This is a genomic window from Clostridium sp. (genome assembly GCF_026168755.1).
Taxonomy (GTDB): Bacteria; Bacillota; Clostridia; order Clostridiales; family Clostridiaceae; genus Clostridium.
The window spans coordinates 28,455-42,754 of sequence record NZ_JAPFDR010000024.1; the positions used below are offsets into that span (position 1 = coordinate 28,455).

Annotated in this window: 14 protein-coding genes; 12 read left to right on the forward strand and 2 right to left on the reverse strand. The window is 26.5% G+C overall.

What is annotated here, in order from left to right:
- The first annotated feature begins 1 nt into the window (after position 1).
- The 10 genes from recA to Q0Y03_RS09870 all read left to right on the forward strand — a co-directional run bounded on the left by recA (position 2) and on the right by Q0Y03_RS09870 (position 11,884).
- Positions 2 to 1,039 (forward strand): recombinase RecA, encoded by a 1,038-nt coding sequence (gene recA / locus Q0Y03_RS09825; RefSeq protein ID WP_133016864.1) that lies wholly within the window; start codon positions 2 to 4, stop codon positions 1,037 to 1,039.
- 283 nt (positions 1,040 to 1,322) lie between these two features.
- Positions 1,323 to 2,849, forward strand: a complete 1,527-nt coding sequence (rny, locus tag Q0Y03_RS09830; RefSeq protein ID WP_297713658.1) for a ribonuclease Y — start codon at positions 1,323 to 1,325, stop codon at positions 2,847 to 2,849.
- Positions 2,850 to 3,012: 163 nt separating this feature from the next.
- The gene (locus Q0Y03_RS09835; protein ID WP_005212907.1) at positions 3,013 to 3,273 is read left to right on the forward strand and encodes a stage V sporulation protein S; all 261 of its coding nucleotides are present in this window, start codon (positions 3,013 to 3,015) and stop codon (positions 3,271 to 3,273) included.
- Positions 3,274 to 3,416: 143 nt separating this feature from the next.
- Entirely contained in the window at positions 3,417 to 3,677 is a 261-nt protein-coding gene (locus tag Q0Y03_RS09840; protein ID WP_042398687.1) for an HPr family phosphocarrier protein, read from the forward strand.
- A 260-nt stretch (positions 3,678 to 3,937) separates the two neighbouring features.
- Positions 3,938 to 5,368, forward strand: coding sequence for an adenylosuccinate lyase (purB, locus tag Q0Y03_RS09845; RefSeq protein ID WP_297713649.1), 1,431 nt, complete (start codon positions 3,938 to 3,940; stop codon positions 5,366 to 5,368).
- A 134-nt stretch (positions 5,369 to 5,502) separates the two neighbouring features.
- On the forward strand, positions 5,503 to 7,341 hold the full coding sequence (locus Q0Y03_RS09850; protein ID WP_297713650.1) for a hypothetical protein: 1,839 nt from the start codon (positions 5,503 to 5,505) through the stop codon (positions 7,339 to 7,341).
- A gap of 118 nt (positions 7,342 to 7,459) precedes the next feature.
- The gene (locus tag Q0Y03_RS09855) at positions 7,460 to 9,385 is read left to right on the forward strand and encodes an ABC-F family ATP-binding cassette domain-containing protein (protein ID WP_297713651.1); all 1,926 of its coding nucleotides are present in this window, start codon (positions 7,460 to 7,462) and stop codon (positions 9,383 to 9,385) included.
- Positions 9,386 to 9,469: 84 nt separating this feature from the next.
- Positions 9,470 to 10,081: an acetate uptake transporter gene (locus Q0Y03_RS09860; protein WP_297713652.1), complete on the forward strand. Its 612-nt coding sequence runs from the start codon at positions 9,470 to 9,472 to the stop codon at positions 10,079 to 10,081.
- Between the two features lie 110 nt (positions 10,082 to 10,191).
- Positions 10,192 to 10,380 (forward strand): hypothetical protein, encoded by a 189-nt coding sequence (locus Q0Y03_RS09865; RefSeq protein WP_297713653.1) that lies wholly within the window; start codon positions 10,192 to 10,194, stop codon positions 10,378 to 10,380.
- A gap of 532 nt (positions 10,381 to 10,912) precedes the next feature.
- Complete coding sequence (locus Q0Y03_RS09870) at positions 10,913 to 11,884, forward strand: tyrosine recombinase XerC (RefSeq protein WP_297713659.1); 972 nt, start codon at positions 10,913 to 10,915, stop codon at positions 11,882 to 11,884.
- 117 nt (positions 11,885 to 12,001) lie between these two features.
- Here Q0Y03_RS09870 and Q0Y03_RS09875 read toward each other — a convergent pair whose 3' ends face one another.
- Positions 12,002 to 12,385: a hypothetical protein gene (locus Q0Y03_RS09875; RefSeq protein WP_297713654.1), complete on the reverse strand. Its 384-nt coding sequence runs from the start codon at positions 12,383 to 12,385 to the stop codon at positions 12,002 to 12,004.
- A gap of 156 nt (positions 12,386 to 12,541) precedes the next feature.
- Here Q0Y03_RS09875 and lexA point away from each other — a divergent pair, with 156 nt between their 5' ends.
- Both lexA and Q0Y03_RS09885 read left to right on the forward strand, forming a co-directional pair.
- On the forward strand, positions 12,542 to 13,150 hold the full coding sequence (gene lexA / locus Q0Y03_RS09880; RefSeq protein WP_226891448.1) for a transcriptional repressor LexA: 609 nt from the start codon (positions 12,542 to 12,544) through the stop codon (positions 13,148 to 13,150).
- A gap of 65 nt (positions 13,151 to 13,215) precedes the next feature.
- Positions 13,216 to 14,127 carry a DUF3267 domain-containing protein gene (locus tag Q0Y03_RS09885; protein WP_297713655.1) on the forward strand — a complete coding sequence of 304 codons (912 nt, stop codon included), beginning with the start codon at positions 13,216 to 13,218 and terminating at the stop codon, positions 14,125 to 14,127.
- A 50-nt stretch (positions 14,128 to 14,177) separates the two neighbouring features.
- On the opposite strand, the gene Q0Y03_RS09890 is transcribed toward Q0Y03_RS09885, so the two are convergent.
- The coding region (locus Q0Y03_RS09890; RefSeq protein WP_297713660.1) for a methionine gamma-lyase family protein at positions 14,178 to 14,300 on the reverse strand (123 nt) is incomplete at its 5' end.

Below are 14,300 nucleotides of genomic sequence, written 5' to 3' on the forward strand. Positions count from 1 at the left end.
TATGGCAAATATAGATGAAAATAAGTTAAAAGCAATTGAGAATGCGATGAGTCAAATTGAAAAACAATTTGGTAAAGGTTCTATAATGAAATTAGGTGAACATAGTACTTTGAATGTAGATTCAATTTCAACTGGCTGCCTTGATTTAGATATAGCTTTAGGAATTGGTGGAGTTCCAAGAGGAAGAATAATAGAAATTTATGGGCCAGAAAGTTCAGGTAAAACAACAGTGGCATTACATGTAGCTGCAGAAGCTCAAAAATTAGGAGGAGCAGTAGCTTTCGTAGATGCTGAGCATGCTTTAGATCCTAGTTATGCAAGGAATGTAGGAGTTGATACAGAAAATCTTATAGTATCTCAACCAGATACTGGAGAACAAGGTCTTGAGATAGCAGAAGCTTTAGTTAGATCTGGAGCTATAGATGTACTTGTAGTTGACTCAGTTGCAGCTTTAGTTCCAAGAGCTGAAATAGAAGGTGAAATGGGAGATTCTCATGTTGGATTACAAGCTAGATTAATGTCTCAAGCATTAAGAAAATTAACTGGTACTATTAATAAATCTAAATGTGTAGTTATTTTTATAAATCAATTAAGAGAAAAAGTTGGAGTTATGTTTGGAAATCCAGAAACGACTACAGGAGGAAGAGCTCTTAAGTTCTATTCAAGTGTAAGAATGGATGTAAGAAGAATTGATTCAATAAAGCAAGGTGATGAAATTGTTGGTAACAGAACAAGAGTTAAGATAATGAAAAATAAAGTAGCTCCTCCATTTAAACAAGCTGAATTTGATATAATGTATAATGAAGGTATTTCTAGAACAGGAAATATTGTTGATGTTGGTGTTAAAGAAAATATTGTTCAAAAGAGTGGTGCTTGGTTCTCTTATGGTGATATAAGATTAGGTCAAGGTAGGGAAAATGCTAAGCAATATCTAAAGGAAAATCCAGAAGTTGCATTAGAAATTGAAAACAAAATAAGAGCAAAGTATGAATTGCCATTAATGGAAGATAAAAATATAGAGAAAAAAGAAAATAAATAAGTTATAAACGACCTATATAATTAATATTAATTATATAGGTCGTTTATATATCTGTTTAAAAGGGGAATACTAAAAAAGAGAAGTGTATATACCTATAACTTCTTATAGGTATATACCAATCAACTAATCTTGACATAATTTTGTTTTTAAGGTAAAATAATAACAAATACTGGTTTATCATATTCATAGGGACAGTGAGAATAATATGGCACCTAGACGTTCTCTATTCATTTATAAATAGAGATTTATACGAGGAGGTGTTAGTTTGGATAAGATATTACCAATGATATTGGTTGATATTTTGTTATTAGTAGTATTCGGTTTTATCGTATACAAAGCTATACAAAAGGCCACACAAAATAAAGTTTTATTTTTAGAAAAAGAAGCTAATGATTTAGTAGAAAAAGCTAAAAGAGAAGCTGAAGCGACTAAAAAAGAAGCTATTTTAGAGGCAAAAGAAGAAGTTCACAGACTAAGAAATGATTTAGACAGAGATTCTCGTGAGAGAAGAAATGAAATTCAAAGGCTTGAAAGAAGAATTCTTCAAAGAGAGGAATCTTTAGACAAAAAGAGTGATCTTTTAGAAAAGAAAGAAGAGACTATCAATAAGAGATTGCAAGAAATTGATCAAATGGAAGAAAATATTCAGCAGTTATATGTAAAAAGAAGAGAAGAATTAGAAAGAATTTCAACTTTAACATCTGAAGAAGCAAAAGAGATACTTCTTGGAGAAGTTAGAAAAGAAGTTTCTCATGATGCAGCTTTAATGATTAAAGATATTGAATCAAAAGCTAAGGAAGAAGCTGATAAAAAGGCAAGAGAAATTATAACTACTGCAATTCAAAGATGTGCAGCTGATCATGTATCTGAATCAACAGTTCATGTTGTTGCATTACCAAATGATGAGATGAAAGGCAGAATTATTGGAAGAGAAGGTAGAAATATAAGAACACTCGAAACATTAACAGGAGTAGATTTAATAATTGATGATACTCCAGAAGCGGTTATTTTATCTAGTTTTGATCCTATAAGAAGAGAAGTAGCTAGAATAGCACTTGAAAAATTAATTGTAGATGGAAGAATACATCCAGCTAGAATTGAAGAAATGGTTGAAAGAGCCAAAAAAGATGTTGAAAATGATATTAAAGAAGAAGGCGAACAAGCGACTTTAGAAACAGGTGTACATGGTTTACATCCTGAAATTATAAGACTTTTAGGAAGGTTGAAGTATAGAACTAGCTATGGTCAAAATGTTTTAAAACATTCAATAGAAGTTGCATACTTAGCAAGTGTAATGGCTTCAGAATTAGGTCTTGATGTGAATTTAGCTAAGAGGGCCGGATTGTTGCATGACATTGGTAAGGCAATAGATCAAGAACAAGAAGGACCTCACGCTTTAATTGGAGGAGATTTTGCTAAAAAGTATCATGAATCACCTTTAGTTGTTAATGCAATTGCAGCTCATCATGGTGATGTAGAAATGATGTCTTTAGAAGCTGTTTTAGTTCAAGCAGCTGATGCAATATCAGCAGCTAGACCTGGTGCAAGAAGAGAGACACTAGAAGCTTATATTAAGAGATTAGAGAGACTTGAAGAAATTGCAAATTCTTATGAGGGCGTAGATAAGTCATATGCCATTCAAGCTGGAAGAGAAATTAGAATCATGGTTAAACCAGAACAATTAGACGATGCTGGTTCTATTGAATTAGCTCGTGATTTAGCTAAAAGTGTTGAAGAACAATTAGAGTATCCAGGGCAAATTAAGATTAATGTAATAAGAGAAATAAGAGCTGTGGATTTTGCTAAATAAATAAAAAATACATTTTGTAATTATACAAAATGTATTTTTTTAGTTTATAAAAAATTTTTTTAATAAAAGAAGGAACTTTAAGTATTTTGTAGAATATATAATCATATAAGTGATTATACGTCATTAGATGTAAACGGTTTTAAATTAGGAGGTAGTAATATAAATGGAAGTATTAAAAGTATCAACAAAATCAAACCCAAATTCTGTGGCAGGTGCTTTAGCAGCAATTATAAAAGAAAAGAATATTGTAGAGATACAAGCTGTAGGTGCTGGTGCGATAAATCAAGCGGTAAAGGCTATAGCAATTGCAAGGGGGTTTGTAGCACCAAGTGGAAGAGATATAGTATGTGTACCTGCATTTACAGATATTGAAATTGATGGAGAGGAAAGAACTGCAATAAAACTAATAGTTCAACCTAGATAAGTAAATAAAAAACATATTTGAAAATTAAAAAATTCAACTTTTTTATTAAAAAGTATTTTAGTATTGAAATTCTTTAAAAGACAGTATATAATGTAATCGTTAGATATATAATATAATATATTATACGTAAAGAGGTGTGTTTAATGGTATCTAAAGAAGTAATAGTAAACAATGGAACTGGTTTACATGCAAGACCAGCGACTTTATTAGTTAAGAAAGCTTCATCTTTCAAATCTGATGTAAGCATTGAATTTAACGGGAAGAAAGCTAATGTTAAAAGCTTAATCGGTGTTTTATCATTAGGAGTTACTAAAGGAGCTAACATCACAGTAACAGCTAGTGGTGATGATGAAACTTTAGCAGCTGAAGAAATCGCTAAATTAATCGAAACTTTAGAAGACTAAAATAAAAAAAGTGCTTTATGCACTTTTTTTATTTTTCTGTTTTTATGTATTAAATTCAATTGTTATTTGAGCCTAATAAAACAAGAATATAGGATAGCTTATGAAAAAATTTAACTTACATATAGTAAATCCTATGTATTATATATACATATAAAATAATATGAAAAATTTTTAAAAATTATAACTAACAAAATAAATAAAAATATGGTATAATACGAATTATATAAAATAAATAACAAGTAATATTCGGAGGTATTTAAATGACAAATTTATACAACTCGCCATTAAACTCAAGATATGCATCAAAGGAAATGAGTTATATATTTTCTGATGATATGAAATTTTCAACTTGGAGAAAGCTTTGGGTTGCTTTAGCTGAAGGAGAAAAGGAATTAGGATTAAATATTACAGATGAGCAAATAAATGAATTAAAATCTAATATAAATAATATAAATTATGAAGAAGCAATAAAAAAAGAAAAGGAAGTAAGACATGATGTTATGAGTCATGTTTATGCTTATGGATTACAATGTCCAAATGCAAGGGGAATAATACACTTAGGTGCTACTAGCTGCTATGTTGGAGATAATACTGATATAATAATAATGAGAGATGCTTTATTATTAACTAAAAAGAAAATAGTTACTGTATTATATCATCTTTCTAATTTTGCAATGAAATATAAAGATATGCCTACTTTAGGATTTACACATTTTCAACCTGCTCAATTAACAACTGTAGGTAAAAGAGCTTCATTATGGATGCAAGATTTAGTTTTAGATATAGAAAATATAGACTTTTTAATATCTAAATTAAAATTAAGAGGAGTAAAGGGGACAACTGGTACTCAAGCTAGTTTTATGAATTTATTTGAAGGTGATGAAAGTAAAGTTAAAGCATTAGATACATATGTTGCTGAAAAAATGGGCTTTGATAAAAGTTATGGAGTGACTGGTCAAACATATCCAAGAAAAGTTGATTCAATAGTATTAAATACATTATCTGAAATAGCTCAAAGTGCTTATAAATTCAGTAATGATTTAAGATTATTACAAAGTATGAAGGAAGTCGAAGAACCATTTGAAAAACATCAAATAGGATCATCAGCAATGGCGTATAAGAGAAATCCTATGAGAAGTGAAAGAATAGGTGCTCTTGCAAGAACAGTAATTGTAAATGCGATAAATCCTGCGATAACAGCTTCTACGCAATGGTTTGAAAGAACTTTAGATGATTCTGCTAATAAGAGAATATCTGTTGCAGAAGCATTCCTAGCATTAGATGGTGTATTAAATCTATATATTAATATTGCTGAAAATATGGTTGTATATGAAAAGGTAATAGCTAGTCATGTTAATAATGAATTACCATTTATGGCTACAGAAAACATAATGATGGAATCAGTTAAAAAGGGGGGAGATAGACAAGAGTTACACGAAAAAATAAGAGTACATTCTATGGCTGCTTCTCAAAGAGTTAAAGGTGAAGGATTAAATAATGACTTAATTGAGAGAATTATAGCAGATGAATCATTTAATTTAAGTAAAGAAGAAATCTTAGCTATTATAGATCCACAAAAGTTTGTTGGAAGAGCTCCAAGTCAAGTTGTTGAGTTTATAGAAGAGTATGTAGAACCTGTTATAAAAGAAAATAAAGATGCTTTAGATATAAAGAGTGAAATTAATGTTTAATTATTAATAGAAAAACTCGCCTTAGGCAAATATTATGCCTAAGGCGAGTTTTTCTATTAAATTATCATTGAGAGTAATGTAATTAGTGAGAAAAACATATCTTATAGTAATAATAGTATAAGGGGAATATTACCATGGATAGGGTTTACAGACTTATGTTAAATAATAAAGCTTTTGATGATATTGTTGAAAATTTAATAAATAAAAAGTATGTTGCAATAATAAAGAAAAATGAAGAATTTAGTGATATAATTAACTATTTTAATGATTTTATAATAAATGAATTTGATAAGAAAAGCTTATCTAAAATAATTAGTGAAATTATAAAAGATGATAATGATGAAAAATTAGATATTAAAAAAATGACAGTTTTAAGAAGACAAATAAATAATAATGCAGAAAACATTATAAAAATATTCTCTACATTTATTAATAAGGACTCAATAAACTATTCCTTAAATGATTTATATTCAATCACTCATAAAATTATTGAATTTAAAGATAAGGAGTTTGAATATTATTCTATATTAAGTAAATCTCCGATAATTTTAGAGGGTAATAGTTCTGAAATAATTAAAGAAGTTAATTATTTAATAAAAAATAATTATGTAAATAGTTTTCTTAAATATAAGAAATTTAAAAATAACAAGAAATTTGATATAATAAAAGATTATATTAATAAAGATGATATTAATAAAGTTATAAAAAAGTTAAGTGAAATTTTAAATAATAATTTCGCATTTATACCCCCAATTTATTTTAATGAATATACAAGTGATTTTGAAAATGAGAAAATATATTATAACAATTATAGTAATGAGCAAATTAAAGATATAGCAAAGAATATAAATTATAAACATAATAAAGAAATTCTTGATAAAGCAGAAAGTTTAAAATGGTATAAGTGTTTAGGAATTAAGAAACATAAAGAGATGGCTACTAGAAAGAAAGAATTGTATGAAGAGTATAAGGAAAAAGAAAATTTGATATGTAATCAATACATTGAAAATATAGAATATCTACAGATGTTTTTAGAATCATTTTCTTTTGTAAATAAAGTTTATAAAGGTGAAGTTTTAGAAGAAATAAATAAACGTATTACAAATCAAGAGGAATTGTATAATTATATATATTATATTAAAGAAACATTATCTGTATATAAGGATTACTTAGTATTGAAAAGTAATATTAAGATGTTGAGTAAAACTTCAATGGAGCTTTTGGAGTATATATATGAAAAGTTAATTAATAAAAAAGAGTTAAATAGTGTATTAGAATTTGTGCCTAATTACTACTGTTATAAGATTATAGAGGTTATAGAAAATAATAAGATAAATATAATAAATTCTTACGATAAAGTGTATAAGAAAATAATTAAGTTAAATGAAGCATTAAAATCATATAATAAAATTTTGTTAAAAGCATTAAGAGAAAATTGTACTATGGAAATTAAGAGATTTTCTATTGAAAATAATATAAAGATTCATGAATTAGATATTGATAAATTAACTAATGAAAAGTATGATAAGGAAAATATTTGTTTCTTATTAAAAATGTTTCCTATTATAATTTTAGATGAAAAAGAATATTTTGAATATAAAGATAAGATAGATAAAGCTTTTAATTTAGTTGTTCAACAATCAGATTTGATAGATATGTCAGATAGTAGATGCGGAAAAGATGGTGAGATTTGTAATGAAAAACTAGATATAAGTATAATTAAAATGCTTAATAATTTGGGGTATAGCATCTTTCAAAAAGAAGATGATATTTCAATTATATATGTAGATTTTGAAAAGGCAAAAAACAAGGTTATATATATAAATAATAAAGAGGTTTTTGATTATAAAGAATTAATTAAAATAATAGATTTAATTAATTTAGGATATAAAATAATTTTTGTATGGTACAGAAACTGGTGGATAAATAAAAATGAAGAGGTTGAAAAAATACACAAATTATTAAATGAATAATTAAGATGATGAAAATGGCAGCTATAAGAGGTTGCCATTAATTTAGTATTAAATTTGAACTATATTATTAAAATATGATAAAATTAGTGAATGAAATGAATAATCAAAGGAGAAAAAAATGAATTTATTAAATGTTGAAAATATTAATAAAACTTATAGTGAAAAAATATTATTAAATAATGTATCTTTTGGTATTAATGAAGGAGATAAAATTGGTATTATTGGTCTTAACGGTAGTGGAAAATCTACTTTGTTAAAGATTGTTACTGGCAAGGATGAATTCTTTGATGGAGTTATAACTAAAGGAAAAGGTGTGAGAGTAGAATACTTAGAGCAAAATTCAGAGTTTGATTCAAATGCAACAGTACTTCAACAAATATTTAAAGGAGATACTTCAGAGATGAAATTATTAATGGAGTATGAGGAATTGTTAGAAAAGGTAAGTAGTAATGGTTTCAATGAAGGGGATAATAATAAGCTAATTAGAATACAAGAAAAAATAGATGCCTTGAATTTATGGAATTTAGAAAGTGAAGTAAAGGTAATATTAAATAAGCTTGGAATAACAGATTATACTATGAAAATGAGGGTTTTATCTGGTGGGCAAAAGAAAAGAGTGTTTTTAGCTTCAGCTTTGATTAAGCCTTGTGAATTATTGGTTCTTGATGAACCTACAAACCATTTGGATTCTGATTCTATAGAGTGGTTAGAAGAATATTTAAACAATCGTAAAGGTGCTTTATTAATGATTACACATGATAGATATTTCTTAGATAGAGTATCTAATAAGATATTAGAATTAGATAGAGGAAATATATATCAATATTTAGGTAATTATAGTGATTTCTTAGAGAAGAAAGCTGAAAGATTAGAAATAGAAGCTGCATCTGAGGAAAAAAGACAAAAGTTAATTATTAAAGAATTACAATGGGTAAGAAGAGGAGCTAAGGCTAGAACAACAAAACAAAAAGCTAGACTTCAAAGATTTGATGATTTAGTTAATCAAGAATACATAGCGCCAAAACCAAGTCTTGAGATGTCGTTTATAGGAACTAGATTAGGTAAGAAAATTATTGAGCTACATGATATAAACAAAAGTTATGGTGAAAAGAATCTTATAAATAAATTTAATTATACTATCTTAAAAGAAGATAGAATTGGGATAATAGGGGATAATGGTGTTGGGAAAACAACATTATTAAATATAATAAAAGGTTCAATTAAACCTGATAATGGAGATGTAGAAGTAGGGGAAACTGTAAAAATAGCAACATTTACACAGGATGATTCGCATATGGATTTATCTATGAAAGCTATAGATTATATAAAAGAAGGTGGAGAGTGGATACCTACAGATGATGGAAGCAAAATAAGTGCATCTCAACTAGCTGAACGATTCTTGTTTGATGGAACAATGCAGTATACAATGATTGAAAAGTTATCAGGTGGGGAAAGAAGGAGATTACATCTTTTAAGAGTTCTAATGGAAGCTCCAAATGTTCTTATATTAGATGAGCCTACAAATGATCTTGATATAGAAACTTTAAAGATATTAGAGGATTTTATTGATGAATTCGTAGGGGTTGTAATAGTTGTTTCTCATGATAGATATTTCTTAGATAGAATTTGTAATAAGATTTTCTCTTTTGAAAATAAAGGATTAATTAATATATATAATGGAAATTATAGTGATTATCTAATAAATAAAGAAATTAAGTTTTTAAGAGAGAAAGAGGAGCAAAACTCTAAAGAAGATAATACTAAGAAAAAGGAATATGTGAAGAATAAGGATGAAAGACCTAAATTTACATTTAAAGAACAAAAGGAATTTGAGAATATTTATAACGATATTGAAGCTATAGAGATAAAAATAGCTGAGATAGAAGAGGAAATGAATAAGAATTCTAGCAGTTATGGGTTGTTAAATGAATTAGATCAAGAGAAAACAAAATTAGAAGAAGAGTTGTTAGAGAAGTATGAACGTCAAGAATATTTAGAGGATATAGCTAGAAGGATAGAGGAATATAATAACAATAAGTCATAAAATATTGACAATATATTGAGTTTCTGATAATCTTGATTAGGTCATAATAAACGTTGCTTAATAAGCGTTACATAGGAGGAAAAAATGGAAAACACACAAAAACTAAAAATTGTTGTTGCTGATCCGTCAGCATTAGGATTATTTGGACTAGCTATAATAACTTTGGTTGCTTCATCTCAAAAGTTAGGAATAACATCAGGGGTATCTTTAGTATTACCATGGGCTATATTCTTAGGTGCAACAGCTCAATTATTTGCATGTATAAATGATTTTAAGCATGATAATACTTTTGGAGCAACAGCCTTTGGTGCTTATGCATTCTTTTGGTATTCAATGGGATTCACTTGGTTAATTCAAAATGGAGTATTTGGAGAAAAGTTAGCTCAAGCTGCAGATACTAAGCAATTAGGTTTTGCGTTCTTAGGGTACTTAATATTTACTGCATTTATGACAATAGGCGCTATGGAAACTCACAAAGTATTATTTATAATATTTGTTTTAATTGATTTCTTATTCATAGGATTATCATTAAATTCATTTGGTATTATGCCGGAAATTTCACACGAGTTAGCTGCATGGTCTGAATTATTAATTGCAATAATGTCATTCTATGGTTCAGCGGCTGCTGTGTTAAATAAACATTTTGGAAGAGTATTTTTACCAGTTGGAAAACCTTTCGGGATTTTCAAAAAGTAAAATATGTATTTATAAGGTTGAGGAAAGGTTTATATTAACTTTTCCTTTTTTCTTTATAAATTTAATTTGATGATGTATACTAAAGATATAATTACACAAAGGAGTAAGATATGAAAATTAAGATTATTATTAAGGGACAAAAGGAACCTATAATATATAGTGGAGATCGTATTGATGTTCTTGATTTTGAAATGAATGGAGAAATGTATAAGCAAATACGATATTTTAGAAAAGGATTTTCTAAGTCAGAATTATTGAAATCTAATTTAGTTACTAAAATTGTAGAAATTGAAAAATAAAACGTATTTTTATATGCGTTTTATTTTTGTTAACAAAAATAAATATATCTATTGAAATAAAATTTATAATTTATATTTTTATAAAATGTATAAACTGTAGAGTAAAGAAAAAGTTGAAATTTAAAATATGACAGAATCGAAATCTGAAATTGATAAAAATTTAAAGAATTCAATTATAAAAATGAATTCTTTAAGGGTATTTTATGAAAATATAAAAATAAAGGTGAAGGTTGGAGAAATAAAAATCTAATATTATAAAAATAAATATAAAATATTAAAAAATTAAAGAAAAAACTCTAAAAATAATTTCGCTAAATAACCATTTAGCGAAATAAATCTTGTTGTTAGCATAAAACTCCTATGATATAATGAAATTAATGCTAAATTGCATATAAGGGGGATTTAAATGACTGAAATACATAATTCAAGTTTAAAAAAGACTAAAAGTAAAATTGATATAAATTCAATTATTAAAGATGATGAAAAATATATAAATAATATTAAAAATAAATTTGGTATTGAAGTTCAAGAAATGAATAAACTTCCTAAAGTTATTATGGATTTTTTAAATTACTTAGAAACTATTAAAGGTAAATCAAAAAACACTATTGAAGCTTATAAAATAGATTTATGTTTGCTATTTAAATATTTGAAGGTATATAAAGGTTATTACATACCAGATGATATAGAGTTTGAAGATATACCTATAAATGATCTAGGAGAAGATTTTGTAAGAAGTATCGTTCTGACAGATCTTTATTCATTTTTATCTTTTGTAGAAAAGCAAAGAGGTAATGGAAATTATGCTAGAGCTAGAAAAGTGGCTACATTTAAATCTTTTTTTAATTATTTACAAGGGAAATCTAAAATAATAAATTCTAATCCAGCAGCAGAATTAGAATCTCCTAAAATAAATAAAAGGCATCCAATATATCTTACATTAGATGAAAGTGTTTCACTACTCTCCTCTTTAGACATTAGTAATTGCAATTATTTAAGAGATTATTGTATATTAACTTTATTTCTTAATTGTGGAATGCGTTTATCGGAATTATGCTCAATAAAAATAGATAAAATAAAGGGAGATACTCTAACTATAATAGGTAAAGGTAATAAGGAACGTACTGTTTATTTAAATGATGCATGTATATCATCTATAAATAATTATCTTTCTAAAAGAAATGATTCTAAAGTTACAGATGAAAATAAAAAATATCTATTTCTATCCTCTAGAAATACTCCGATAAACAAAAGGACTGTAGAATTATTAGTAAAAAAACATGTTAAAAATGCTGGATTAACAAATGATAAGTATACACCTCACAAACTTAGACATACTGCAGCCACTTTAATGTATAAACACGGGAATGTTGATATTAGAAGTTTGCAAAGTATATTGGGTCATGAAAATATATCTACAACACAAATTTATACCCATGTAGATGAAGAAATTCTAAGAGAAGCAGCTAATTCAAACCCTCTTGCCAATATAAAAAATAAATAAAGAACGTATGTTCAACGCTCGTAAAAAGTTCATTTTGATATTAAGTAGATAAAAAAATACATTATAAATTAAAAGAAACTCAAAAATAATAAGAGTTTCTTTTAATTTTAATATTTTCTATTTTTTCATTTTTCTTATGCCTGGATAAATTTCTTCAGTTAATTCTTCTAATTCTGTATCGTTATCTACTCCAAGTTCATCGAAGTAAACAATATTATCAAAAGCATCAACATAATCTTTGTCATCGTCTAAATTATTTAAAATATCGTTGTAATTTTCTAGTGTAAGTTCTTCTTTAGAATCTTTTTCTTCTTTTAATGCATCTAAAGCATTTTTTAATTCTTCTTCAATAAATGCATTTTCTTCAATTGTTTTAGCTATATCATCAATATTGATGGCTCTAATGTCAATACCATCTTCCTCTAAACATTTTCCACAATTATCACAGATTTTTTTAGAAAATAAATCACAATAATCATCTTCAGTATATTTATAAGTCATAAAATCACCACCTAATTCTATTAACCTTATTATTCTATCAGTTATTTTATTATATTTCAATAATAAATATTGTTTAAATATTATTTATTATTATAAAGAACATAAGTTTGATATTGTAATTGGTATATGTTATAATAGATTTAAATAAGTGAGGTGTTGAAAATGCGTGAAGTAAGCGAAAAACAAAATGAAATATATGAATTCCTAAAAACTTACACCGATAACAAAGGATACCCTCCTTCAGTAAGAGAAATTTGCGAAGCTGTAGGATTAAAATCTACATCATCAGTTCATGGTCATCTTAAACGTTTAGAGAGTAAGGGATTGATAAAAAGAGATCCTACTAAACCAAGAGCGTTAGAAATAATAGATAATTCAGTGAAAAGAGAGATGGTTAACATTCCTATAATAGGAAAGGTAACTGCCGGTTTACCTATATTAGCAAACGAAAATGTAGAGGATATATTCCCTATTCCACTTGATTATGTCAGTCATAATAAAGAATTATTTATGCTTAATATAAGTGGAGATAGCATGATTAATGCAGGTATATTCGACGGAGATTTAGCTATAATAGAAGAATGTAAAACGGCAAATAACGGTGAGATAGTTGTTGCATTAATAGAAAATGAAGCTACTATAAAAAGATTTTATAAAGAAAAAAATCATATTAGACTACAACCAGAAAACGATAATATGGATGCTATTATAGTTGATGATTGCAAAATTTTAGGTAAATTAGTTGGGCTATTTAGGACATATTAATATTTAAGGAGTCATACAATATTGTATGACTCTTTTTATTTTAAATGCGAAGGTGTGTGATTAATATGAGAATAGCTCTAGGTAGGTTTATTAAGAAATCTGGAGATTATGATAGCGAAAATATAATATGTCCTATAGAAGATTATGATAGAGATAAGTATTTAAATAGACGAATTCTTATAAGAATACTATTTATTCTTTTATATGGATATGGGTTTGGGTATATGCTAGCTAGCTATTCTACAACTATTCAGGATATTAAAATAATTATTGTAAATTTTATAATCTTTTATATTCTTAGTTTCTACTTAATTCAAATTCCACATGAATTTATTCATACTTTGTTTTATAAGAAACCTTTTAAAAATACCAATAATAGTTTAGTATTCTTTAACAACAAGAGAATTGTTACTAGTGAATTAAAGGAAGAAATACACCCTACTCTACTATGCTTTAATTTAATTATACCGTTTATATTATTTTCTCTTTTACCATTAATAGTAATTAAGTTTTTAGGAGAATTCGATTTATACTTATACTCTCTTTCTTTTGCTAATGCTATACTCTCTTCAGATGATTTACTTAATATCATTTTACATTTTTTTGTTAAGACTAATAAAAATGGATATAAGAGGTTGTTTATTATACCTAATAATTATGATTATTTGATTGAGAATGGTATTTTATCAGAAAGTAATAATATAAAAGCTAATAATATTAAAGAAAATTTTGTAGAAAGTACTGTAAAAAGTGAGCTTGATAATGAAGAAGATAATAACGAATTGAGTAATGATATTAATAATGAGTTAGAAAGTTTAGATAAAAATGATACAAAAGAACTTAATATTGATAATAATGAAAAAACAGAAGAAGTCAACATAGATATTAATGAAGAAATAGAAATATATGCTTCTAATGGCAATAAGGTAGAATTAGAGTTTAATGATCATATTGAAGATATTGTTATACATGAATAAAATAATGATTAAAAAGAGGCCATATAATTAAATATAGCCTCTTTTTATGCTTAAAGTATGTTATTTAGTGAAATTAATATACCTATTTTAGCATGATCGAATGTTAATCCACCTTGTAAATATGCTATATAAGGCTCTCTTATAGGAGCATCTGCAGATAATTCAATAGATGA

What these genes read in the sequence shown, in the direction of transcription:
- Q0Y03_RS09860 (WP_297713652.1), top strand. Translation starts at nt 9,470, where the DNA reads ATGGAAAACACACAAAAACTAAAAATTGTTGTTGCTGATCCGTCAGCA.
- Q0Y03_RS09835 (WP_005212907.1), top strand. Translation starts at nt 3,013, where the DNA reads ATGGAAGTATTAAAAGTATCAACAAAATCAAACCCAAATTCTGTGGCA.
- Q0Y03_RS09850 (WP_297713650.1), top strand. Translation starts at nt 5,503, where the DNA reads ATGGATAGGGTTTACAGACTTATGTTAAATAATAAAGCTTTTGATGAT.
- Q0Y03_RS09865 (WP_297713653.1), top strand. Translation starts at nt 10,192, where the DNA reads ATGAAAATTAAGATTATTATTAAGGGACAAAAGGAACCTATAATATAT.
- Q0Y03_RS09875 (WP_297713654.1), bottom strand. Translation starts at nt 12,385, where the DNA reads ATGACTTATAAATATACTGAAGATGATTATTGTGATTTATTTTCTAAA.
- Q0Y03_RS09870 (WP_297713659.1), top strand. Translation starts at nt 10,913, where the DNA reads ATGAATAAACTTCCTAAAGTTATTATGGATTTTTTAAATTACTTAGAA.
- recA (WP_133016864.1), top strand. Translation starts at nt 2, where the DNA reads ATGGCAAATATAGATGAAAATAAGTTAAAAGCAATTGAGAATGCGATG.
- Q0Y03_RS09840 (WP_042398687.1), top strand. Translation starts at nt 3,417, where the DNA reads ATGGTATCTAAAGAAGTAATAGTAAACAATGGAACTGGTTTACATGCA.
- Q0Y03_RS09885 (WP_297713655.1), top strand. Translation starts at nt 13,216, where the DNA reads ATGAGAATAGCTCTAGGTAGGTTTATTAAGAAATCTGGAGATTATGAT.
- Q0Y03_RS09855 (WP_297713651.1), top strand. Translation starts at nt 7,460, where the DNA reads ATGAATTTATTAAATGTTGAAAATATTAATAAAACTTATAGTGAAAAA.
- purB (WP_297713649.1), top strand. Translation starts at nt 3,938, where the DNA reads ATGACAAATTTATACAACTCGCCATTAAACTCAAGATATGCATCAAAG.
- rny (WP_297713658.1), top strand. Translation starts at nt 1,323, where the DNA reads ATGATATTGGTTGATATTTTGTTATTAGTAGTATTCGGTTTTATCGTA.